Annotated in this window: 21 protein-coding genes and 1 tRNA gene; 15 read left to right on the plus strand and 7 right to left on the minus strand. The window is 73.7% G+C overall.

The genetic code is table 11. From position 1 onward, the window contains the following. Positions 1–39: 39 nt before the first annotated feature. Complete coding sequence (locus C8046_RS15800) at positions 40–924, plus strand: hypothetical protein (protein ID WP_146197185.1); 885 nt, start codon at positions 40–42, stop codon at positions 922–924. 37 nt (positions 925–961) lie between these two features. On the opposite strand, the gene disA is transcribed toward C8046_RS15800, so the two are convergent. Continuing rightward, on the minus strand, positions 962–2035 hold the full coding sequence (gene disA / locus C8046_RS15805) for a DNA integrity scanning diadenylate cyclase DisA (RefSeq protein ID WP_109230266.1): 1074 nt from the start codon (positions 2033–2035) through the stop codon (positions 962–964). Between the two features lie 227 nt (positions 2036–2262). Then, positions 2263–3669, minus strand: a complete 1407-nt coding sequence (gene radA, locus C8046_RS15810) for a DNA repair protein RadA (RefSeq protein WP_109230990.1) — start codon at positions 3667–3669, stop codon at positions 2263–2265. Between the two features lie 217 nt (positions 3670–3886). On the opposite strand from radA, the gene C8046_RS15815 reads away from it, so the two are divergent. From C8046_RS15815 to C8046_RS15860, 10 genes are all read left to right on the plus strand, one after another. Continuing rightward, positions 3887–4561 carry a hypothetical protein gene (locus C8046_RS15815; protein ID WP_109230267.1) on the plus strand — a complete coding sequence of 225 codons (675 nt, stop codon included), beginning with the start codon at positions 3887–3889 and terminating at the stop codon, positions 4559–4561. 1 nt (position 4562) lies between these two features. Further along, positions 4563–5408 carry a pyrroline-5-carboxylate reductase gene (proC, locus tag C8046_RS15820; protein WP_109230268.1) on the plus strand — a complete coding sequence of 282 codons (846 nt, stop codon included), beginning with the start codon at positions 4563–4565 and terminating at the stop codon, positions 5406–5408. Beyond that, entirely contained in the window at positions 5405–6529 is a 1125-nt protein-coding gene (locus C8046_RS15825; protein ID WP_235866362.1) for a LacI family DNA-binding transcriptional regulator, read from the plus strand. Before proC ends, C8046_RS15825 begins: the two co-directional genes overlap by 4 nt. 139 nt (positions 6530–6668) lie before the next feature. Next, positions 6669–8342, plus strand: coding sequence for a xylulokinase (locus C8046_RS15830; protein ID WP_109230269.1), 1674 nt, complete (start codon positions 6669–6671; stop codon positions 8340–8342). A 78-nt stretch (positions 8343–8420) separates the two neighbouring features. After that, complete coding sequence (locus tag C8046_RS15835; RefSeq protein ID WP_109230270.1) at positions 8421–9116, plus strand: L-ribulose-5-phosphate 4-epimerase; 696 nt, start codon at positions 8421–8423, stop codon at positions 9114–9116. Between the two features lie 43 nt (positions 9117–9159). Further along, positions 9160–10698: an L-arabinose isomerase gene (araA, locus tag C8046_RS15840; RefSeq protein ID WP_109230271.1), complete on the plus strand. Its 1539-nt coding sequence runs from the start codon at positions 9160–9162 to the stop codon at positions 10696–10698. A gap of 186 nt (positions 10699–10884) precedes the next feature. Continuing rightward, complete coding sequence (locus tag C8046_RS15845; protein WP_109230272.1) at positions 10885–12321, plus strand: APC family permease; 1437 nt, start codon at positions 10885–10887, stop codon at positions 12319–12321. A 65-nt stretch (positions 12322–12386) separates the two neighbouring features. After that, the gene (locus tag C8046_RS15850; RefSeq protein ID WP_146197186.1) at positions 12387–12851 is read left to right on the plus strand and encodes a hypothetical protein; all 465 of its coding nucleotides are present in this window, start codon (positions 12387–12389) and stop codon (positions 12849–12851) included. Between the two features lie 43 nt (positions 12852–12894). Next, a complete protein-coding gene (locus C8046_RS15855; RefSeq protein WP_109230274.1) occupies positions 12895–13716 on the plus strand; it encodes a DsbA family protein in 822 nt (273 codons plus the stop codon). Positions 13717–13886: 170 nt separating this feature from the next. Continuing rightward, positions 13887–13963, plus strand: a tRNA-Thr gene (locus C8046_RS15860). Between the two features lie 33 nt (positions 13964–13996). Here C8046_RS15860 and C8046_RS15865 read toward each other — a convergent pair. From C8046_RS15865 to C8046_RS15875, 3 genes are read right to left on the minus strand one after another with little or no spacing between them, the layout of a single operon-like run. Beyond that, positions 13997–14650 carry a response regulator gene (locus C8046_RS15865; protein ID WP_109230992.1) on the minus strand — a complete coding sequence of 218 codons (654 nt, stop codon included), beginning with the start codon at positions 14648–14650 and terminating at the stop codon, positions 13997–13999. Further along, positions 14647–15000 (minus strand): sensor histidine kinase, encoded by a 354-nt coding sequence (locus C8046_RS18530; protein WP_158277238.1) that lies wholly within the window; start codon positions 14998–15000, stop codon positions 14647–14649. Before C8046_RS18530 ends, C8046_RS15865 begins: the two co-directional genes overlap by 4 nt. Further along, entirely contained in the window at positions 14991–15932 is a 942-nt protein-coding gene (locus C8046_RS15875; RefSeq protein ID WP_158277239.1) for a sensor histidine kinase, read from the minus strand. Before C8046_RS15875 ends, C8046_RS18530 begins: the two co-directional genes overlap by 10 nt. A gap of 427 nt (positions 15933–16359) precedes the next feature. Between C8046_RS15875 and C8046_RS15885 the strand changes: the two genes are divergently transcribed. After that, positions 16360–18579 carry an MMPL family transporter gene (locus C8046_RS15885; protein ID WP_109230278.1) on the plus strand — a complete coding sequence of 740 codons (2220 nt, stop codon included), beginning with the start codon at positions 16360–16362 and terminating at the stop codon, positions 18577–18579. A 195-nt stretch (positions 18580–18774) separates the two neighbouring features. After that, positions 18775–20016: a M15 family metallopeptidase gene (locus C8046_RS15890; RefSeq protein WP_109230279.1), complete on the plus strand. Its 1242-nt coding sequence runs from the start codon at positions 18775–18777 to the stop codon at positions 20014–20016. Between the two features lie 32 nt (positions 20017–20048). Here C8046_RS15890 and C8046_RS15895 read toward each other — a convergent pair whose 3' ends face one another. Beyond that, entirely contained in the window at positions 20049–20906 is an 858-nt protein-coding gene (locus tag C8046_RS15895) for an SGNH/GDSL hydrolase family protein (protein ID WP_328587613.1), read from the minus strand. A 16-nt stretch (positions 20907–20922) separates the two neighbouring features. Beyond that, a complete protein-coding gene (locus tag C8046_RS15900) occupies positions 20923–21600 on the minus strand; it encodes a uracil-DNA glycosylase (protein ID WP_109230281.1) in 678 nt (225 codons plus the stop codon). A 121-nt stretch (positions 21601–21721) separates the two neighbouring features. On the opposite strand from C8046_RS15900, the gene C8046_RS15905 reads away from it, so the two are divergent. Together C8046_RS15905 and C8046_RS15910 are read left to right on the plus strand one after the other, a co-directional pair. Continuing rightward, complete coding sequence (locus C8046_RS15905; protein ID WP_109230282.1) at positions 21722–22003, plus strand: DUF3263 domain-containing protein; 282 nt, start codon at positions 21722–21724, stop codon at positions 22001–22003. Between the two features lie 97 nt (positions 22004–22100). Continuing rightward, positions 22101–22643: a LytR C-terminal domain-containing protein gene (locus C8046_RS15910; RefSeq protein ID WP_146197188.1), complete on the plus strand. Its 543-nt coding sequence runs from the start codon at positions 22101–22103 to the stop codon at positions 22641–22643. Positions 22644–22731: the final 88 nt, after the last annotated feature.

Genomic DNA, 22731 nt, shown 5'->3' on the forward strand with positions numbered 1-22731 from the left:
CAACCCGGTGACGGCGAGGGGCTCACCTATCCTCGAGTGGTGCCGGAGAACACTGGGTCGCGGGGGCCGTCGCGCAACACGAGGTCGACGCCGTCGCCGCGTTCCGGATCGGGCGGGAGCTCGTCCGGCAAGGGTGTCCCGACGGGCAGGGCCGCCAAGTCAGCGGGCTCAGCCAAGACCACCAAGACCGCCACGTCAGCAGGGGCCGGCACGACCGCGGGTCGAGGACGAGGCCGCTCGGCGTCGCACCCCGGGGCCTCGCGCCGGGTCGCCGATCCCGCCACGTTCCGCCGTCGCCGCCTTCTCGTGCTGGTGCTCGCGCTGCTCCTGGTGGCCGGCATCGGCCTGGGCGTGTGGGCCATCGTGCGCGCGCTCGACGCCGGCACGGCGACCGACCCCGAGGCGGACACCACCCCGGTCGCCACCGAGAGCGTCACGCCCACCGACCCGGCGGGTGACGGGACCGGCGACGAGTCGCCGACCGAGCCCGAGCCGACCGAGCCCGAGATCGGCGCGACCCCACCGATCCCGACGGCATGCACCCCCGAGGAGGCGACGCTCGCCGTCGTCACGCCGAGCTCCCCGAGGGCCGGCGCGACGGTCGGGGCCTCGATCGAGGTCGCGACGACCGGGACGACGCCGTGCCTCGTCGATCTCGGGTCGGGAGCCACGACCGTGGAGGTGCTGTCGGGTGAGGACCTCGTGTGGACGTCGGCGCACTGCGCGTTCGCGCCGTCCGAACGGCGGCTCCTCCTCGGCGAGGGGGCGACGGACAGCCAGCTCGTGACCTGGCCGGGCAGCCGTTCCGTCGAGGGCTGCGCCGCCGGTCAGGCGACGGCCGAGCCGGGCACGTACCGCGTCGTCGTCACGCATCGTCTCGACGGGCAGACGCTCGTGGGGGAGTCGACCTTCAGCCTCAGCTGAGGCTGTGGTCTCTCCCCGACGTCGTCGGGCGAACCGGTCAGACGAAGCGGTCGATGAGCGAGGTCTCGGCCAGCCGCGAGAGCCCCTCGCGGAGCGAGCGGGCCCGGATCGCGCCGATCCCGTCGACCAGCTGGAAGTCCTCGACCGTCGCCGAGAGCATGCGCTGCAAGCTCCCGAAGTGTCCGACGGTCGACTCGACGATCGCCGTGGGAAGGCGCGGGATGCGCGCGAGCATGCGGTAGCCGCGGGGCGAGACGGCCGCGTCCAGGACGTCGCCCGCCGCGCCGCCGAGGCCGAGCATCCGCGCGATCTGGGCGAGGTCGATGAGCGAGGCGGAGTCGATGGCCTCGAAGCCGGCGAGGGCGTCGTCGAGGCCGCGGCGGTCGTCCAGGTAGTCGCGGACGACGTGGTCACGGTCGGGCCAGGTGTTGCCGACGAGCTCCTCGAGCTGGAGCGAGAGCAGGCGGCCGTCAGCGCCGAGCTCGGAGACGTAACCCGCGACCTCCTGCGAGATCCGGCGGACCATCTCGAGGCGCTGGATCACGGTCGCGACGTCGCGAACCGTCACGAGATCCTCGATCTCGAGGGCTGACAGGGTCTGGGAGACCTCGTCGAGGCGGGACTTGTACCGCTCGAGCGTGGCGAGGGCCTGGTTGGCGCGGGAGAGGATCGCATCGGAGTCCTCCAGCACGAAGCGCTCACCCTGGAAGTACACGGCGACGATCCGCATCGACTGGCTCACCGAGATGATCGGGAGTCCTGTCTGGACGGCGGCGCGCTGGGCCGTGCGGTGGCGCGTGCCGGACTCGGAGGTCTCGATCGAGGCGTCCGGCAGGAGCTGGACGGCGGCGCGGAGGATGCGGGACGCCGTCGCATCGAGCACGATCGCGCCGTCCATCTTCGCGAGCTCACGCAGCCGGGTGGAGGAGAAGGCGACGTCGAACTCGAAGCCGCCGGAGCAGATCGATTCGACCACGGAGTCGTAGCCGACCACGATGAGGGCGCCGGTACGGCCGCGAAGGATGCGTTCGAGGCCGTCGCGCAGTGCGGTACCCGGGGCGATCGCCCGCAGGATGCTGCGGCCGGTGGCGCCAGGGAGCAGGTCGGACATGATGCGAACTCTACGACAGCGCAACCTTGGCGAGACCGGCGGTCGTCGCCGTGTCGGGCGGAATCCGCGGTCGGCGCAACCGGCGGAATGATCAAGCGTCGGGAAGTGCCCCCTCGTGCGTCGGGAAGTGCCCCCTGGTGGGGCGGGAAGTGCCCCCTGGTGGGGCGGGAAGTGCCCCCTGGTGGGGCGGGAAGTACCCCCTCGTGAGGGCGTCGGAGGGGGAAGCCTCAGCGGAAGGAGGCCTCGACGACGGCGGCCGCCGGCTCGCTCGCGAGCTCCCACGCCCGACGGAGGTCCGCTGCGAAGTGCACCGTCATCCCCTTCGGCGCGCGCAGGGTGGCGCGCGCCGACTCCGGGACGACGGCCTGGGTGAACCCCAGGCGGTTCGCCTCCCCGAGGCGACGCTCGAGGCCGGTGATCGGTCGGAGCTGTCCGGTCAGGCTGACCTCCCCGACGGCGACGAGTCCCGCCCGCAGCGGGGCGCGGCGGTGGGCGCTCGCCAGCGCGAGCGCGACGGCGACGTCGCCCGAGGGCTCCTGGGCCCGGGCGCCCCCGATCGTGGAGACGTAGACGTCGCTCGAGGACAGGCCCAGCTGCAGCCGCGACTCGAGCACCGCGAGCGTCATGCTGACGCGGGCCGACTCGACGCCGGAGGTCGCACGGCGGGGGTGCGGGGTGGCCGAGGGGGCGACGAGCGCCTGGATCTCGATCGGCATCGGCCGCGCGCCGTCGAGCGTGATCGTCACGCACGTCCCGGGCTCACCCGTGGCGCGCTCGGACAGGAACAGGCCGCTGGGGTCGGCGAGCCCCACGATCCCCGTGTCGGACAGGTCGAAGCAGCCGACCTCGTCCGTCGGGCCGTACCGGTTCTTCACGGCGCGGACCATGCGCAGCCGCGAGTGCCGGTCGCCCTCGAACTGGCACACGACGTCGACGAGGTGCTCGAGCACGCGAGGCCCGGCGATCCCGCCGTCCTTGGTCACGTGCCCCACGAGCACCACCGGCAGGTGGCGCTCCTTCGCCGTGCCGATGACGCCGGCGGCGACCTCACGGACCTGCGCGACGCCGCCCGCGGCACCCTCGACGGACTGCGACGCGATCGTCTGGACCGAGTCGAGGATGAGCAGGCCGGGGTCGACGGCCTCGACGTGCCCCAGCACCGTGCCCAGGTCGGACTCGGCGGCGAGCATGAGGTCGGGGTGCACGGCGCCGATGCGCTGCGCACGCAGCCGCACCTGGGCCGCCGACTCCTCACCCGTGATGTAGAGGACGCGCGTGCCGCCGCGCGCCATGCGTCCCGCGACGTCGAGCAGCAGCGTCGACTTCCCGACGCCGGGCTCCCCGGCCATGAGGATCACCGCGCCGGGGACGAGGCCGCCGCCGAGCACGCGGTCGAGCTCGCCCACGCCGGTCGCCCGCGTCGCCACGAGCGCGATCTCGACCTCGTCGATCGGGCGCGCGGGGGAGCGGGGCGGCGTCGCCGCCGTCGCGCGGGCGGTCGGCTCGGCGCCGACCTCGGTCACCGTGCCCCACGCCTGGCACTCGCCGCAGCGGCCCACCCACTTGGCGGCACGCCAGCCGCAGTCGGTGCACTCCCAGGAGGCACGGGTGGATCGCGAGGTCTTGGCTGCCATGTCGGCGAACCTACCCGCGACCACCGACATTCCCGCCGGGCGACCCGCTCGACCGACCACCAGACCCGCCGCGCGACCCACTGCCCGACCTACCGCCCCACCCACCCCCGGCACGTCCGCCCTGCCCCGACCCCGCCCCTGGCCTAGGCTTCCCCCAGATCCTGACCGCCACCGGTCCGGCCGCACCCGACCCACGACCCCTGCACGAGGAGACCGCGTGTCCCAGCCTGGCCCCGAGGGCGAGCTGCCGAAGCGTCGGCGCCCCGCCCCGGAGAAGCTCGAGGTGCGGCCCCCCAGCGCCGAGACGCTCCGCCGTCGACGCCTGATCGCCACGATCGCGGCCGCCGTGATCGGGGTCGCCGTCGTGATCCTCGTGCTCGTCCTGATCAATCGGCCCGACCCCGAGCCGACCGTGCTCGAGCCCGTCCCCGGCGAGACCGTCACCGCTCCCGTGCCGACGGCGTCCCTCGCCCCGATCGAGCGCGACACCTCCACGGCGTTCCTCGCCGCGCTGCCGTCGACGGTGCTGCAGTGGGCCGTCGTCGACCAGCAGGTCCCGCAGGGGATCCTCGACGAGGGTGCCCTCGAGGCCTACACGCTCGTGTACGCCGACGGCCCGGTCGACGACGACCCCAGCTCGCTCGTGCTCTCGGCGGCGCAGTGGCGCTCGCCCGAGGCAGCGGCCGGCCACCTCGCCTCGCTCGGGCTGCCGGGCGAGCCGGTGGCCTCCCAGGAGGTCCTCGTCGCGGGAGCGGCGGTCGGCACGATGACCACCTACCCCGACGTCGACGGCAGCGGCGCCTCCGTCGCCTGGTCCAACGGCGCCACCACCTTCGTCGCGCGGGCTCCCGGGGAGACCGCCACGACCTTCTACGACGCGTTCGGGATGTGACATGAAGATCGCTCTGCTGGGATCCGGGGTGATGGGCAGCGCCGTGCTGTCCTCGATGGTCGAGGCCGACGGCGTCGAGGAGGTGGTCGTCACCGACGTGCGCGGCGAGGTCGCCCGCGAGGTCGCGGCCCGCCACGAGGCGAACGACGCGGGCGTCACCGTGAGCGGCACCGACGACAACGTCGCCGCCGTGACGGGGGCCGACGTCGTCGTCCTGGCCGTGAAGCCGCAGCACATGGGCACGCTGCTCGCGCAGGTGCGCGACGCCGTCGAGCCCTCCGCCCTGGTGGTCTCGATCGCCGCCGGCCTCACCTGCGCCTACCTCGAGGCCGGGCTTCCCGACGGCGTCGCGGTCGTCCGGGTCATGCCCAACACCCCTGCCACGATCGGCCGCGGGGTGGCCGCGCTCAGCGCCGGCACGACGGCGGGCCCCGAGCACCTCGACACGGTCGCCTCGCTGCTGGCGCGCACCGGCCTCGTCGTCCGCGTGCCCGAGCACCAGCAGTCGGTCGTCACGGCGATCTCCGGCTCCGGCCCCGCGTACGTCTTCCACCTCATCGACGCGCTCGCGGAGGCCGGGACCGCCGGCGGGCTGCCGCGCGAGCTCGCCCTCCGGCTCGCCGCCCACACGGTCGCCGGCTCCGGGCTCTACGCCGTCGAGTCCGGCCAGCACCCCGCGCTGCTGCGGGAGGCCGTCTCCTCGCCCGGCGGGACCACGCTCGCCGCCCTCGAGGTGCTCGACGAGCGGGCCGTCCGCGCCGCCTACGGTGCGGCCGCGCGGGCCGCCGCCCGGCGCTCGGACGAGCTCAGCGAGAGCCTCGGGGCGCCGTCGGGGGAGAAGGCGTGACCGGCCCGTTCGGTGGCTCCGAGGGGTCCGCCCCCGACCCCGACCCGCAGCCGGCCAAGACCGACCCGCAGCCCTCGGCCCCCGCACCCCGCCGCGAGCGCCCCGCGGGCATGGCGGCCGTGGCCCGCCGCGCCGACGTCTCCCACCAGACGGTCTCGCGCGTCCTGAACAACCATCCGAGTGTCCGGACGAGCACCCGCGAGCGCGTGCTGCAGGCGATGGCCGACCTCGACTACCGGCCGAACCGGCTCGCCCGCGCGCTCGTCACCTCCCGCTCCGGGCTGATCGGCGTCGTCACGAGCGGGTCGGCGAAGTACGGGCCGACCTCCACGCTGATGGCGGTGGAGGAGGCGGCTCGCGGCGCCGGCTACGCCGCGAGCGTCACCGCCGTGCACGACAACGACCCCGAGGCGCTCGCGACCCGGATGGCCGACACGCTGCTGTCCTTCGACTCGCAGGCCGTGGAGGGCGTCATCGTCATCGCGCCGCGCGTCAGCACGGTCCTCGCGCTGGAGACGATCAGCTCGCGCGCGCCCCTGCTGCTCATCGCGGCCGGGGTCGCCCCGAGCTCGCGGTTCGGGGTCGTCAGCGTCGACCAGAGCCAGGGCGCCCGGGCGGCGACGGCGCACCTCGTGGCTCAGGGACACACGAGCATCGGCCACCTCGCCGGCCCCGCCGACTGGTTCGACTCGCGCGAGCGTTACCGCGGCTGGGTCGAGGAGCTCGAGAGCGCCGGGCTGCAGCCCGGACCCGTCTGGGAGGGCGACTGGAGCGCGGACTTCGGTTACGACGTCGGGCGCCGGCTGGTCGCCGACCCGGACCGTCCGACCGGCATCGTCGCGTCCAACGACCAGATGGCCCTCGGGCTGCTGCGCGCGTTCGGCGAGGCGGGCGTCGCGGTGCCGGGCGACGTGAGCGTGACGGGCTTCGACGACATCGAGGGGACGGCGCACTTCCAGCCGCCGCTGACCACGGTGCGCCAGGACTTCGCCCAGCTCGGCGAGGCCGCGATCGCCTCGATGCTGCAGATGATCGAGGAGCGCACGACGCCGACCGGTGCGGTGCCGCTCATCCCGACGGAGCTCGTCGTGCGCGCCTCGACCGGTCCCGCGCGCGCCTGACGTCCCCGCTGGATCGGCCCCGGAACCGCACCGTTCCGCGCCTCGCCACCACCCCGTGGGGTCGTCGCCGGAACCGATTGATGTGATCGTTAACAAGCGATAGGCTCGCACGAGTTCCACCACTTCGAGAGGGTCACAGATGACAGCCTCAGCCGCGAGCAGCCCTGCCGCGACGACCAGCCCGACCGCCACCGACGCGCAGCACGCCGCGCGCGAGGCGCTCTCCGCCGGCCGCACCACCATCGGCATCGAGCTCGGTTCCACCCGCATCAAGGCCTGCCTCATCGGCCCGGACCACGAGGTCCTCGCCACCGGCAGCCACGCCTGGGAGAACACGTACCTCGACCGCGTCTGGACCTACTCGCTGGAGGAGGTGTGGTCCGGCCTCGCCGCGAGCGTCACCGGCCTGCTGGACGACGCCGAGCAGCGTCACGGCGTGCGGCCCACCGCGGTCGGCGGCATCGGCATCTCCGCGATGATGCACGGCTACCTGGCGTTCGACGCGAGCGACGAGCTCCTCGTCCCGTTCCGCACCTGGCGCAACACCAGCACCGAGGCAGCCGCCACGGAGCTGACGGAGGCGCTCGGCCACAACATCCCGATGCGTTGGACCGCCGCGCACCTGTACCAGGCGGTGCTCGACGACGAGGCGCACGTCGCCTCGCTGGCGCACGTGACGACGCTGGCCGGCTACGTCCACTGGCGTCTGACGGGCCGCAAGGTCGTCGGGGTCGGGGACGCGTCCGGCATCTTCCCGATCGACCCGGCCACGCACGACTACGACGCCACCCTGCTCGCGCAGCTCGACGAGCGCATCGCCGCCCACCGGTCGGACCTGCCCTCGGTGCGCGACCTCTTCCCGGCCTCGCTCGAGGCCGGCGCCGACGCCGGATCCCTGACGACGGAGGGCGCCGCGCTGCTCGACCCGAGCGGCACGCTCCAGGCCGGCATCCCGCTCTGCCCGCCCGAGGGCGACGCCGGCACGGGCATGGTCGCGACCAACGCGATCGCCCCGCGCACGGGCAACGTCAGCGTCGGCACCAGCATCTTCGCGATGATCGTGCTCGAGAAGCCGCTCGAGGCCGTCCACCACGAGATCGACCTCGTCACCACGCCCGTCGGCGACCTCGTCGCGATGGTGCACTGCAACAACGGGGCCAGCGAGCTGGGGGAGTGGGCGAACGTCTTCCACCGCTTCGCCGGGGCGCTCGGCCACGGCGCCGACCGCGACACCGTGTTCGCCGCGCTGCTCGCCGAGGCGCTGGAGGGCGACGCCGACGGCGGCGGGCTGCTCGCCTACAACTACCTCGCCGGCGAGCCCGTCACGGGCCTGCCCGAGGGACGACCGCTCATCGTCCGCACCCCCGACAGCAGCCTCACGCTCGGCAACCTCATGCGCGCGCAGGTCTACGGCGCGTTCGGCACGCTCAGCCTCGGGATGCGCATCCTCGAGCGCGAGGGCGTGGAGGTCGACGCGCTGCTCGCGCACGGCGGCCTGTTCCGCACCGCCGGCGTGGCCCAGCGACTGCTCGCCGCCGCCGTCGGCACCGCGGTCGCCGTCGGCGAGACGGCCAGCGAGGGCGGTGCCTGGGGCATCGCCGTCCTGGCCGCCCACCAGCGCGCGGTCGCGGCCGCCCGCGAGGCGGGGGACGCCGTCCCCACGCTCGCGACCTACCTGGACGAGCGCGTCTTCGCGGGTGCCGAGCACGTCACGGTGGAGCCGGAGGCGGACGACATGGTCGGCTACGCCTCCTTCCTCGCCCGTTACGAGGCTGGCCTCGCGATCGAGCGCGCCGCCATCGCAGCGGTCTGACCGACCCTCCGGCGGCTCTCCGACGCATCGTCCGACCCGCCGCCACACCACCCCCACCCGAGAACGAGGAGCACCACCATGGGGACGATCCCCGAGAACCTGCGCGACGCCGTCGCGAAGGCCCGCGTCGACGTCGCGGCCCTGCACGCCGAGCTTCCCCGCTGGGGCCTCGTGGTCTGGACCGCCGGCAACGTCAGCCAGCGCGTGCGCGGCGAGGCCGCCGACGGCAGCCAGGACCTCCTGGTCATCAAGCCGTCCGGCGTCACCTACGACGAGCTCACGCCCGAGTCGATGGTCGTGTGCGACCTGGACGGGACCCTGATCGACGGCGAGCGCTCGCCGTCCAGCGACACCGCCGCGCACGCGTACGTCTACCGGCACATGAGCGAGGTCGGCGGCGTCGTCCACACGCACTCGACCTACGCCACCGCGTGGGCCGCGCGCCGCGAGCCCGTCCCGTGCGTGCTGACGATGATCGCCGACGAGTTCGGCGGCGAGATCCCGATCGGCCCGTTCGCGCTCATCGGCGACGACTCGATCGGGCGCGGCATCGTGGAGACGCTCCGCGAGTCCCGCAGCCCCGCCGTGCTCATGGCCAACCACGGCCCGTTCACGATCGGCAAGGACGCCAGGGCCGCCGTGAAGGCCGCCGTCATGGTCGAGGAGGTGGCCCGCACGGTCCACATCTCGCGCCAGCTCGGCGAGCCGGTCGCCATGGAGCGCAGCGACATCGACTCGCTCCACGACCGCTACCAGAACGTCTACGGGCGCTGACGCCCACTCCCGCCCGACCATCCCGACCCCCAGGAGACCCCACGTGAGCAGCGTTCCCCCCACCAACCCCACCACCCTCGACCCGTTCGCGGGCCGGGAGATCTGGTTCCTCACCGGCAGCCAGCACCTCTACGGCCCCGAGACCCTCGAGGAGGTGAAGGAGAACTCGCGCACGATCGTCGGTCACCTCGACGGCAGCGCCGAGATCCCGGTGAAGGTCGTCTTCAAGGACCTTCTCACCGACACCGAGGCGATCCGCGCCGTCGCCGCCGAGGCCAACGCGAACCCCGCCGTCGTCGGCGTCATCGCGTGGATGCACACGTTCTCCCCGGCGAAGATGTGGATCACGGGCCTGGACGCGCTGCGCAAGCCGTTCCTCCACCTGCACACCCAGGCCAACGTCGACCTGCCCTGGGGCGAGATCGACATGGACTTCATGAACACGAACCAGGCCGCCCACGGCGACCGCGAGTTCGCCTACATGGCCTCGCGCCTCGGCGTCGCCCGCAAGACGGTCGTCGGCCACGCGTCGCAGTCGTTCGTCCGCGAGGAGATCGGCACCTGGGCGCGCGCCGCGACGGCGTGGGCGCACGTGCGCGGCCTCAAGCTGGCCCGCTTCGGCGACAACATGCGCTTCGTCGGCGTCACCGAGGGTGACAAGACCGAGGCCGAGCGCGTCTTCGGCGTCCAGGTCAACACCTGGGGCGTCAACGAGGTCGCGGCCCGTGTCGCCGCCGTCACCGACGCCGAGGTCGACGCCCTGATCGAGGCGTACATCGCCGAGTACGACGTCGCCCCGGAGCTCCTCCCCGGCGCCCCGCGCCACCAGAGCCTGCGCGACGGCGCCGCGATCGAGGCGGGCATGCGCTCGTTCCTCGTGGAGGGCGGCTTCGGCGCCTTCACCACGAGCTTCGAGGACCTCGGCGACCTCAAGCAGCTCCCGGGCCTCGCGGTCCAGCGGCTCATGGCCGAGGGCTACGGCTTCGGCGCCGAGGGCGACTGGAAGACGGCGATCCTCGTCCGCGCGGCCAAGGTGATGGGCCACGGCCTGCCCGGCGGCGCCTCGCTCATGGAGGACTACACCTACGAGATGGCCGACGGGAAGCAGAAGATCCTCGGCGCCCACATGCTCGAGGTCTGCCCGTCGCTCACCACGGACCGCCCCTCGCTCGAGGTCCACGAACTCGGCATCGGCGGCAAGGACGACCCGGTCCGCCTCGTCTTCAACACCGACACCGGCCCCGCGATCGTCGTCGCCCTCTCGGACATGCGCGAGCGGTTCCGCCTCGTGGCGAACGTGGTCGACGTCGTCGAGCCCGACGCCGAGCTGCCCAACCTGCCCGTCGCGCGCGCCGTGTGGGTCCCGCAGCCGAACTTCCGCACGTCGGCGCAGGCCTGGCTCATGGCCGGCGGCGCGCACCACACCGTGATGTCGACGGCCGTGGGCGCCGAGGCGTGGGAGGACTTCTCCGAGATCGCCCGCACCGAGCTGGTGCTGATCGACGACGACACCACGATCCGCGGTCTGAAGAAGGAGCTGCGCTGGAACGCGGCGTACTTCCGTCTGGCGCAGGGGTTCTGACCGCCCGGCCCCACTGACGGGCGCGACCCCGCGGTTCGGGCGCGCGCGGATCTTGATCCGCGCCCCGACCGCGGGGTCGCTGCACGTCCAGGCGTGTGAACCTCGACAGCGTCACCTCGGGGGAGCACTCTGGGCACAGCGACCGGCCTCACCGGCGAGACCGGCGCCCGTGGAGGTGGTGCGGTCATGTCCAGCCCTGAGGTCACCCGGACGGATGCTCCGGACGAGCCGCCGACCGAGCTGAAGCGGGCCATCGGCCCCAAGCTGCTGCTCCTGTTCATCGTCGGGGACATCCTCGGCACCGGTGTCTACGCCCTCACGGGCCAGGTCGCCGGCGAGGTCGGCGGCGCCGCGTGGCTGCCGTTCCTCATCGCGTTCGCCGTCGCGACGCTGACGGCGTTCAGCTACCTGGAGCTCGTCACGAAGTACCCGCAGGCGGCCGGGGCCGCGCTGTACACGCACAAGGCGTTCGGCATCCACTTCGTCACGTTCATCGTGGCGTTCATCGTGATGAGCTCAGGCATCACCTCGGCCTCGACGGCGTCGCGCGCGTTCGCGTCGAACTTCGCCGTCGGCATCGGCTGGGAGGCCGAGCCCGGCCAGATCCTCGTGGTGGCGGCCGGTTTCATGGCGCTGATCGCGGTCGTGAACTTCCGCGGCGTCGGGGAGAGCGTCAAGGCGAACGTGGTGCTCACCCTCGTGGAGCTCTCGGGACTGCTCCTCGTGATCATGGTCGGGCTGACCGCGCTGGGGAAGGCGGACTTCTCGCGCGTCGTCGCGTTCGACACCCCGGAGGACAAGAGCGTCTTCCTGGCGATCACGACGGCGACGTCGCTCGCCTTCTTCGCGATGGTCGGCTTCGAGGACTCGGTCAACATGGCCGAGGAGACCAAGGAGCCGGCCCGGATCTTCCCGCGCATCATGCTCACGGGCATGGCGATCACCGGCGTCATCTACGTCGCGGTCGCGGTGGTCGCCGTCGCCCTCGTCCCCGTGGGGGACCTCGCCGCGAGCGAGACCCCGTTGGTGGAGGTGGTCAGGGCGGGGGCGCCGAACCTGCCGATCGACACGATCCTGCCGTTCATCTCGATGTTCGCCGTGGCCAACTCCGCGCTGATCAACATGCTCATGGCCAGCCGCCTGATCTACGGCATGGCCCGCCAGAAGGTGCTGCCGCCCCTGCTGGGCAAGGTCCACCCCAAGCGGCAGACGCCGTGGGTCGCGATCATCTTCACGACCGTGCTGGCGCTGGCGCTGATCACGGCGGTGTCGCTCAACCCCGAGTCCAACGTCATCGGCGTGCTCGGCGGGACGACCGCGCTGCTGCTGCTCGCCGTCTTCACGGTGGTCAACACGGCCGTGCTCATCCTCCGGCGGGACCCGACCCCCGAGGGGGCCTTCCGGGCGCCCACGGCGATCCCCGTGCTCGGGGCCGTGACCTGCCTCTACCTCGTGACGCCGCTGGCCGGCCGCGATCCGCTCCAGTACACGGTCGCGGGGGTGATCCTCGTCGTCGGGGTCGTGCTCTGGGCGATCACCTACGCGATCAACGCGACGATGGGGATCAAGCCGACCCGGTTCTCCGACCCCGACACGTTCAGCGGTTCGGGCCCGGTGAACTGACGGGCACCGAATCGACCGACGGCGGTCGGGCTGTGCCCGACGGCGGGGCGACGTAGACTCGCGCCGTGACCCCTCGTCGATCGCTCGCGCTGGCTGCTGCCGGCGTGCTGCTCGCGTCGCTGTGGGTCGTCGTGGCTGCCGGGTTCGTCCAGGTCCGGGCCTGCGTCCCGACCGTGGGACTCCTCGGGGACGCCCACCTGCTCCTCCTGCGCCCCGCGGCCGACTGCCCGAGCGGAGCGGCCCTCGACGAGGGCGGCGTGCTCGCCGTCGTCGGCACGGTGGCGCTGACCACCCTCGCGGCCCACCTGGCCGGGATGGGGGCGCTCGCCGGCCTCGGCACCGTCGTGGCGCGGGCGACCTCGCTCGTGGCGCGCCTGCTGGAGGCGGTCCTTCCGGGGCGCCGGGCCCCGGGGCACGTGGTCGCCGTCGTGCGTCGCGCTGCTCTCAGCGGGGCGACGGCGGTCGTGGGGGCGGTGCGGGGTGCTGCCTCGTCGGTGGTGGGCCTGCGGGCCCCGCCGCTCGCCGCCTGACACCTCACCCCTCCCTGACTCTCCCCTCCTCGAAGGAGCCCCCATGTCCACCCCCAAGCAGTCCGCGAAGCAGACCAAGGACGCCCGCCGCGAAGCGGCCCGCGCCCAGGCCGAGAAGATGCGCCGCGCGCAGGACGCCCGCGAGAAGCGCAGCCGCAACATCCTGATCGGTGTGCTCGGCGGCATCGTCGTGCTCGTCGTCGCCGTCGGGATCGTCATCTGGAGCCAGTCCCAGCGGACGCTGCTCGACGCGTTCGACGGCAACGCGCCCAGCACGGCCGACAACCACGCCGGCATCACGGTCGGCGCCGAGGGCGAGGCCGGCACCGTCAACGACGGCGCCCCCGTCATGCAGGTCTACGTCGACTTCATGTGCCCCTACTGCGGCGACTTCGAGGAGGCCAACGCGGCCGACCTCGAGGAGCTGCGCGCGGCCGGTGACCTGACGGTGACCTACCACATCATGTCGAACCTGGACCAGCTCTCGCAGGGCACCAACTTCTCCACCCGCGCCGCGAACGCGGCCGCCACGGTCGCCAACGACTCGCCGGAGCACTTCGTCGCGTTCGTCGAGGCCATGTTCGTCAACCAGCCCGAGGAGAACACCGCGGGGCTGAGCGACGAGGAGATGGCCGCCATCGCCGTCGAGGTCGGGGTCCCGCAGTCGGTCGCGGACACGTTCTCCGCCGGGACCTACAACGAGTGGGTCGGCGTCGGCACGAGCCAGGCCAACCGCGAGGGCGTGCGCGGCACCCCGACGGTGAAGATCGACGGCGACAACCTGCCCGAGACGGTGAACTACTACAACGCCGGCGCGCTCGCCGCCTACCTCACCGAGCAGGGCGCCGGAGACGTCTCCGAGTGATCTGAACCCGAGGACGACGCCGAGACCGATCCGTCCGCGTCGAGACCGAGCCGCACCGGCTCGGTCTCGGCTGCGACGGATCGGTCTCGGCGTTTGCCGCCGGCGTTCCGCTCCGGCGGGGGAGCGTGGGCGGTCTGGCAGAATGGCCGGGCCCGGCAGCGACCGGGCGTGCCTCCTTAGCTCAGCTGGCCAGAGCAGCTGTCTTGTAAACAGCAGGTCATCGGTTCGAATCCGATAGGGGGCTCCACCGCGGCCTCACCGCGCTCCCGCGACACGCGCCTCACCCCACCAGGCCCTCCCGGAACGCCAGCACGACCGCCTGGGTCCGGTCCCGCAGCTCGAGCTTGTTCAGCACCCGCGCCACGTGCGACTTCACCGTGAACTCGGAGACCATCAGGTGCGCGGCGATCTCGGCGTTGGACCGTCCGGTGGCCAGCTCGACGAGGATCTCGCGCTCGCGCTGGGTCAGCCGCGCCAGCCGCGGGTCGGGCTCGGCGGCCTCCGGCGGTCGCAGCTGGTCGGCGAAGGTGTCCAGGAGCCGTCGCGTGATGCGCGGGGCGACGACCGCCTCGCCCCTGGCCACCGTGGCGATCGCCTCGGCCAGCTGCTCCGGACGAGAGGTCTTGAGCAGGAACCCGCTCGCGCCGGCCTGCAGCGCGGCGAACGCGTACTCGTCGAGGTCGAACGTGGTCAGGACCAGCACACGGCTGCTCGATCCCGAGCCGAGGATCTGCCGGGTCGCCTCGACGCCGTCCAGACCGGGCATCCGGATGTCCATGACGACGACGTCGGGCCGCAGCCGCCGGGTGAGCTCCACCGCCCTCGCGCCGTCGTCGGCCTCGCCCACGACCTCGATGCCCTCCGCCCCCGCCAGCACCATGCCTAGGCCCAGCCTGCTCAGGGGTTCGTCGTCGACCAGCAGCACGGTGGTCACGAGGCGCTCCCCGGGTGCGACGCCGTGACGGGCAGCTGCGCGGTGACCCGCCACCCCGCGTCGGGGTCGGGTCCCGTGCGCAGCGAGCCGCCGTGCGCGTGCACCCGCTCCCGCATGCCGAGGAGACCGTGGCCGCCGGCCTCTCGCCCGCGACCGGCGCCGCGCCCGGCGTCGAGCCCCGCACGGATCGGGGCGCGCCCGTCGTCGACCACGTCGACGACGACCTGGTCCGCACCCCACCGCACCGTGGCGACGGCGGAGCGTGCCTCGCTCGCGTGCCGCAGGGTGTTGCTCAACGACTCCTGGACGAGCCGGTAGATCGTCAGCGCCGTGCCGCCGCTCACGGGCACGGGATCACCCTCGGTGACGAGCGTGACCTCGAGCCCGGCCGTGCGCACCTGGGCCACGAGGTCGGGCAGCTGGCCGAGGCCGGGGCGGGAGGCCGCGAGGGCTCGTCCGCCTCGTCGGCCTCGTCGGGCTCGCGCAGGACCCCCAGGAGGGCGTGCATCTCGGCCATCGCCTCGCGTCCGGTCCCGGCGATCGCCTCGATGGCGGCGAGGGTCCGGGCGGGAGGGTCGACCCGGCGGAGGGCGACCGTGGCACCGTCGGCGAGGTTCGTCATCACCGCGATGTTGTGGGACACGATGTCGTGGACCTCGCGGGCGATGCGCCGCCGCTCGTCCGCGACCGCCGTCCTGGCGAGGGCGAGCTGCGTGCGCTCGGCCGTGTCGGCCCGCTCCCGCAGCAGGGCCAGCTCGCTCCGCCGACCCCGGCGGTTGCGCCCCAGCAGCACGGCAGCAGCGGCGAGCGACAGCAGGGTGAGGACCGGGTTGCCCGTGCTCGCCTCCGGGCGCAGCAGGGGCGCCAGCGAGACGACGGCGGTGACCCCCACGGCCGCGAGCGCGAGCGCGTTGGAGGCCCGCTCGACGACGGGAACGAGGCAGAGCACGAGCGCGAGCGCCGCCGCGGTGACCGCCTCGCTCGAGGTCGGCGCCGCCACGAACGCCAGCACCGCCCCGGCGGCGGTGGCGGCGAACGCGGCCACCGGCCGGTGGTGCCGGCCCAGCGCCGTCAGCAGAGGCGGACCCAGCACGAGCACCCCGAGCCAGGCCGGCGGCGGCTCGACGGCCGAGCGCCACAGCACGACCTCGAACACCCCCAGCGCGATCACCGGTCCGGCGTCGCGGAGCACGGTCACCGACCGGGGTCGGACCTCCTCCGTGCGGGGCTCGAGGTCCCGCCACCGCGGTCGAGGACGGGGCGGGGCCGGGCTCTGCTGCATGCGTCCAGCGTGACTCGACGTTCCCCGTGCTCGCATCGGCCGCAGGAGCCGGGTGGGGCCGGTCGGCCTCATCCTCAGGAGTGACGCCGAGGGGCGCGGCGCCGTCGGTCGGCGGCCCCGGAGGGCGGCGGAGCGGGGCGGGGACAGCGGTGGAGGACGGCGACGGCGGTGCGCCCCGCCGTCGGGCACGTCGCCGTCGTCGTCCGCGCGGACCACGCGGCGCTCGACCGCGCGGACGAGGGCCGCGCCGCAGGTCCGCCCGGCAGGCCGATGTGCGCGCGGCCCCGCGTGCGGAGGCTGGAGGGCATGACTCGATCGGCCTCACCGCCCCCGCCCGTCCCGCCCGTCCCGCCCGTCGCCCCGCACGCCGTCGCCCCGCACGCCGTCGCCCCGCACGCCGTCGCCCCGCACCGGAAGGGGCGCTGACGTGGCCCGTCTCCTGCACCGTCTCGGCACCGGGACCCACCGGCGTCGCGTGCCCGTCATCATCGTCTGGCTCCTCGTCCTGGCCGGCGCCGGGATGGGCGCCGCCACGCTGTCCGGCGAGACGACCACGTCGTTCTCCCTGCCGGGCCAGGAGTCCACCGAGGCGACCGAGGTCCTCGTCCGGGAGTTCGGCTCGTCGGGTACGGGCACGGCCTCCGCCCGCGTCGTCGTGGCGACCGAGGACGGCGGTCCCCTCACGAGCGAGGCCAACGCCGCGGGGGTCGCGGCGCTCGTCGACCGGCTCGCCGGGCTGCCCGGGGTCGTGGCCGCCACGGACCCGCTGGAGGCGGCGACCGCCACCGTCTCGCCCGACGGCTCGACGGCGTTCAGCACCGTCACCTACGACGTCGGCACCACCGACCTGACGTCCGACCAGCGCGTGGCCCTGGCCGAGGCGCTGGACGCCGGCCGCGAGGCCGGGCTCGTCGTCGAGATGACGGGGGACGCCGCGCAGGCCGAGGTCGGCGGTCACTCGGCCGAGCTCATCGGCATCGTGGTGGCTGCCATCGTGCTCGTCCTCACCTACGGCGCCCTCGGCGTCGCGGGGATGAACCTGGCCACCGCGCTCGTGGGCGTGGGCGTCGGCGTCCTGGGCATCCAGATCGCGACGGGCTTCCTCGACCTGTCCGCCAGCACACCGCTGCTGGCCTCGATGCTCGGCCTCGCCGTCGGCATCGACTACGCGCTCTTCATCATCAGCCGCTACCGCAGCGAGCTGCGCGGCGGCGCGGACGTGGCCGCAGCGGTGGCGACGGCCGTCGCCACGGCCGGCTCCGCCGTCGTCACCGCCGGTCTGACCGTCGTCATCGCCCTCGTGGGCCTGTTCGTCACCGGCATCCCGTTCCTGGCCCAGATGGGGGTCGCGGCCAGCGCCACGATCGTCATCGCCGTCCTGGTCGCCACCACCCTCGTCCCGGCGTGCCTGAGCCTGCTCGGCCGCCGCGCCCTCCCGCGACGCGAGCGCGCGACCGAGGCCGACACCGCACCCGGCCCCGTGAACGCACCCGCCGGCGAGCAGGACCGCCCGGCCGCCGCCCGCGGTCGCGGCTTCTACCGCGGCTGGATCGGCCTGGTGACACGGCGCCGGCTGCCCGCGCTGCTGCTGAGCGTGGGGGTGCTGGCCGTGCTCGCCGTCCCCGCGCTCGACCTGCGGACCACCCTGATCGTCGCCCCGGTCCCGGACAGCACGCAGGACCGGGCCGAGGAGCTGCTGGCCGACGCGTTCGGCGAGGGCTTCAACGGTCCGCTCACGGTGCTCTACGAGGGTCCCGGGTCCGGGCAGGACGCGGCGGCGGCCGTGGCCGCGATCGGGGAGCTCCCCGGTGTCACCTCCGTCGCCGGTCCCGTGCCCAACCCCACCGGGAACGCCGCGCTGCTGACGGTCCTGCCCGAGCACGGACCGACGAGTGCGGAGACCGAGGCGCTCGTGGGGGACCTGCGCGAGCTGGTCCACGCCCAGACCGACGGCGCGGTGTACGTCACCGGCCAGACGGCGATCGGCGTCGACGTCACCCGCGCCGTCAACGAGGCGCTGCCGCTCTACCTGTCGCTCGTCGTCGGGCTCGCGTTCGTTCTTCTCGTGCTGATCTTCCGCTCGCTCGTGGTGCCGCTGCTCGGCGTGCTCGGGTTCCTGCTCTCGATCGGCGCGGCCCTGGGGGCCTCCGTGGCGATCTTCCAGTGGGGCTGGCTGAGCTCGCTGTTCCAGATCGAGGCGACCGGGCCGCTGATCGCGCTCACGCCGATCCTCATGATCGGCATCCTGTTCGGCCTCGCGATGGACTACCAGATCTTCCTGGTCTCGCGCATGCACGAGATGCACGGGCGGGGACTGGCGACGACGGCGGCCGTGCAGGCGGGCTTCCGCCACACCGCGCCGGTGGTCGTCGCCGCGGCCGTGATCATGTTCGCCGTGTTCGCCGGATTCTTCCCCGGCGCCGACGCCACGCTGAAGTCCATCGCTTTCGCGCTCGCGGCCGGGATCGTCTTCGACGCCTTCGTCGTGCGCATGGTCCTGGTGCCCGCCGCGATGGCCCTGCTCGGGGAGCGCACCTGGTGGCTGCCGCGCTGGCTCCACCGTCTGCCGAAGCTCGACGTCGAGGGCGCCGAGCTCGACGCCGCCACGACCGAACGGCAGGAGCGGGGCGAGCCCAGCCTCGTCTGACGTCGCTCGGACGCTCGGACGCTCGGACGCTCGGACGGCGCCTTGGCGACGTCCCGACGGCGACCCGCCCGATCACCGGGCGGGGCGCCGTCGGGCCGGCCGGCGGCACGTCGGGACCCGACGTCGCGGGCGGCCCCGGATGCGCTCTCGCCACGTCCGACTAGCGTGGGTGTCCCGCGCCGTAGGAGGTTTCCCGTGGTCCGCACGTCCCCCCGGCACCGACTGGCCCTCGTGCTCGCCCTGGTCCTGGCCGGGACCCTCGGCCTCGCCCTCCCGACCGCTCCGGCCTCGGCCGTACCGGTGGCCGACGGTGTCTACGCCATCGAGCACACCGGGGAGATCTACCGGGTGAGCGCGGGCACGGCCCGCCACCTGACCTACTCCGAGTGGGTGGATCTCGGTCGCCCCTCCCCGCAGCCCGCCCCCACGAGCTACGTCGGCTACGCGTGGAGCACCGGGATCTCCTCAGTGACCCGCTGGGACCCCGATGTGCCGGCCTCGTGGACGTGGCGTCAGGTCGGGTACGACGCCTGGGTGCGCGTCGGACGGCCCTCGCCGGCCGCCGTCGGCTGGGTCGAGGGGTCCTACGTCTACCGGTGGGCGACCAACGACCAGATCGGTGTGATCGCCCCCGACGGCACCTACCGCTGGCTGACGCCGGCCGAGTGGGCGGCGATGGGGCACCGCGCCCCCGACGTCCGTCGCAACGAGGGATTCGTCTCCCTCACGTGGGGCCCCGAGATCTTTCGGATGACCGACCTGGCCAGCGGCCGCGGCGAACCGCTGGACTACGCGGGCTGGCGTCGCGAGAACTTCCCGACGCCCCGGCCGGTGACGGCGCTCGCGGACCACCGGTACGAGCGCTACTCGACCCAGAGCTCGATCTGGTACGCGGGTCCGATGGTGCAGCGCGAGATCAGCCACGCCGAGTGGTCGGCCGTCGGTCGCCCCGCCCCGACCGTGCTGCCCGCGGGGGCGTCCTCCCCGTGGCCGGCCGGTCGCCCCGCGCCGTACTCGGGCCAGTACCGCGCGGAGAACGGACGGATCGACGGGGAGATGTGCGTCATCCCGTTCATGCCCACCCACCGCATCCACTGCCGGGCGCTGAACGACCTCGTCGGGTTCAACCGCGCCTACTCCGCGCGGTTCGGGACCGACCTCCCCATCGACGACTGGCGGTACTCCACCTACCGGACCCAGGCGGACCAGCAGGTCGTGCTCGACACGATCACCGCCCCGATCGTCGCGGCCGTCGGCACGTCACCGCACGGCTGGGGGCTCGCGATCGACTTCCTCGAGGGACCGCGGTACGGGTTCGGCTCGACGATCCACACCTGGTTGCGGACCAACGGTCCGGCCTACGGCTGGGAGCTCATGCCGTGGCACCGCGAGGACGGTCGCTACAAGGAGTACTGGCACTTCGACTACGTGCGGTGAGTCCCGTCCGACCGCCCGTCGTGTCGCCGCCGTCAGGCCCGCCGCTCGACCGTCACGAGCTCCGGCTGCTTGGGCTGACGGGTGTCACCGGACGACCTGCCCCGCAGCCGGCGCGTCGCCCACGGGTAGGCGTGCTCGCGGAACCAGGCGGCGTCCGAGGTCACGCGGTCGCGCACCGGCACGACCAGCGGCGTCAGCGGGTCGTCCCACGCGGCGTCGTCTGGCTCCTGGCCCAGGCCGACCAGGGCCGCCTGCGCCACCCGCCGGTGGCCGTCCGCGACGAGGTGGATGCGATCGCCGCTCCACATCCGCAGGTCGTGCAGGCTCCGCATGCCCCACACGTCGAGCACCATCGCGTCGTGGCGGCGCGCGATCGACCAGATGTGGGAGTTGAAGATGCCCACGCGTGTGCGGGTGGAGGAGATGAGCATCGACCCCTTGGCGTCGACGCCGGTCGCGAGCAGCACGGCGATCCCCGCCTCGCGCAGCCGTACGACGGCGTCCTCGAGCCGGTCGGCGATCGCGTCGACGTCGACCGAGGGCCGCAGGATGTCGTTGCCGCCGGCGATCAGCGAGACGAGGTCCGGCTCCAGCTCGAGCGCCACGGGGACCTGCTCCGTCACGACGGCGGGGAGCAGCTTCCCCCGGACGGCCAGGTTCGCGTAGCGGACGGACTCGCCCTCGGGCCGCCGGTCGGCGAGGTGGCCGGCGAGCAGGTCGGCCCAGCCGCGCAGGTGCAGCCAGCGCGTCTCGGGCGCGTGCGGGTTCGCCGTCGCCCAGGCGGACATCTCGGGATCGGGACGGGCGTCGTCGTCGACGACGTCCCACAGGCCCTCGGTGAAGGAGTCGCCCAGCGCGACGTAGGAGGACCAGGGAGCAGGTGCGGTCATGCCCGCCATGGTGGCACTAGGAGAGCCGCCAGTCGACGGGCGCCGCGCCCTGCTCCGCCAGGAGGGCGTTCACCCGGCTGAACGGTCGCGACCCGAAGAAGCCGGTCCGCGCCGACAGGGGGGAGGGGTGCGCGCTGGCGACGATCGGGGTCGAGCCGAGCATCGGCGTCAGGGACTGCGCGTCGCGGCCCCACAGCACGGCGACCAGCGGACCGCCGCGGGCCACGAGCGCCTCGATGGCCACCTGCGTGACCTCCTCCCAGCCCCGGCGACGGTGCGACCCCGCGGCGCCGGGCGCCACGGTCAGCACCCGGTTCAGCAGCAGCACGCCGGCGTCCGCCCACGGGCTCAGGTCCCCGGTGGCGGGTCGCGGCACCCCGAGGTCGCTCTCGAGCTCGGTGTAGATGTTCGCCAGCGACCGCGGGACGGGACGGACGTCCGGGGCGACGGAGAAGGAGAGCCCGACGGCGTGGCCGGGGGTCGGGTAGGGGTCCTGGCCGACGATCAGGACCCTGACGTCCGCCAGCGGACGCTCGAAGGCCCGCAGGACGTGCTCACCCGCCGGCAGGAAGCCGCGGCCGTGCGCGACGTCGTCGCGCAGCTGGTCCCCGAGGCGGCGGATCGTGGGTTCCACGGGAGCCAGGGCCTCGGCCCAGTCGGCGGCCACGAGCTCGGTCAGGGGTCGCGTCGGCATCCCCCGATCCTCGCAGCAGCCGGGCGAGCGGAGGCGAATGACACCCGTGTGCTTCGTGGCTAGACTGACCGGGCACGTCGATCACCACCGTCCCGGCACCCACCGACCTCAGGAGCGTCCCATGGCAGCAGTCGTCGCCCACGACGTCGAGGGCCTCACCGAGCGCGAGGCCGCGATCCTGGAGTTCGAGCGCGGCTGGTGGCGCCACGGCGGTGCCAAGGAGTCGGCGATCTCGGAGCTGTTCGGGATGACCGCGACGCGGTACTACCAGACCCTCAACGTGCTGATCGACTCGCCCGACGCGCTGGCCGCCGACCCGATGCTGGTCAAGCGTCTCCGCCGCCTGCGCTCCGCCCGTCAGCAGAACCGTCAGGCGCGCCGCTTCGCCGACGGGGCGCTCTGAGCGCTCTCGCCGGTTAGTCTCGAACCGTGCCCCAGGACGACTACGACTTCCCCGAGGACGAGTTCGACGTCCTCGGAAGCAACCGCACCCGCAGGCCGTGCACCGCGCGCCTCGCCCCTGGTACCGGGTGTGGGGACCGCTCATCGCCGTCGTGATCATCGCCCCGCTCGTGGCCTACGGGCTCGTCTCGCTCGCGACGGGTGACGACGGGACGCCGGAGCAGTCGTCGCCCGAGACGTCCCAGGAGGCCGGCGAGACCGCGCCGCCCGAGGGTGAGGGCGAGGGAACCGAGGCACCGGGTGAGACCGCCCCCGGTGAGGAGCCGACGGAGGAGCCCACCGCCGAGGAGCCCCCGCCGCCGCCGCTCGACCAGGAGGTCGCGGTGAGCGTGCTCAACGGCGCCTCGGTGCAGGGCCTCGCCGGACAGGTCGGCGAGACCCTCGCCGAGGCCGGCTGGACCGGCGCGACGACCGGGAACTACCAGTCGGCGCAGCCGGAGATCTCCACGATCTTCTACGCCGACCCCGACCTCCTCGACGAGGCCCAGGCGCTCGGCGAGCTCCTGGGGATCGGGAACGTCGTCGAGCTCGGCGACGTGCCGAGCATCACCGTGGTGCTGCGCCCCGACTTCGTGGGCTGACCCCGGTCGTCGACCGTCCGGCCCGGGTGGGGTCGTCGTCGGGGACGCTGTTTGGCGTCGAGGGTGACCGACGACTTACGGTGGACCC

Origin of the sequence: Serinibacter arcticus (assembly GCF_003121705.1) — a bacterium.
In the GTDB taxonomy this organism is placed as follows: Bacteria; Actinomycetota; Actinomycetes; order Actinomycetales; family Beutenbergiaceae; genus Litorihabitans.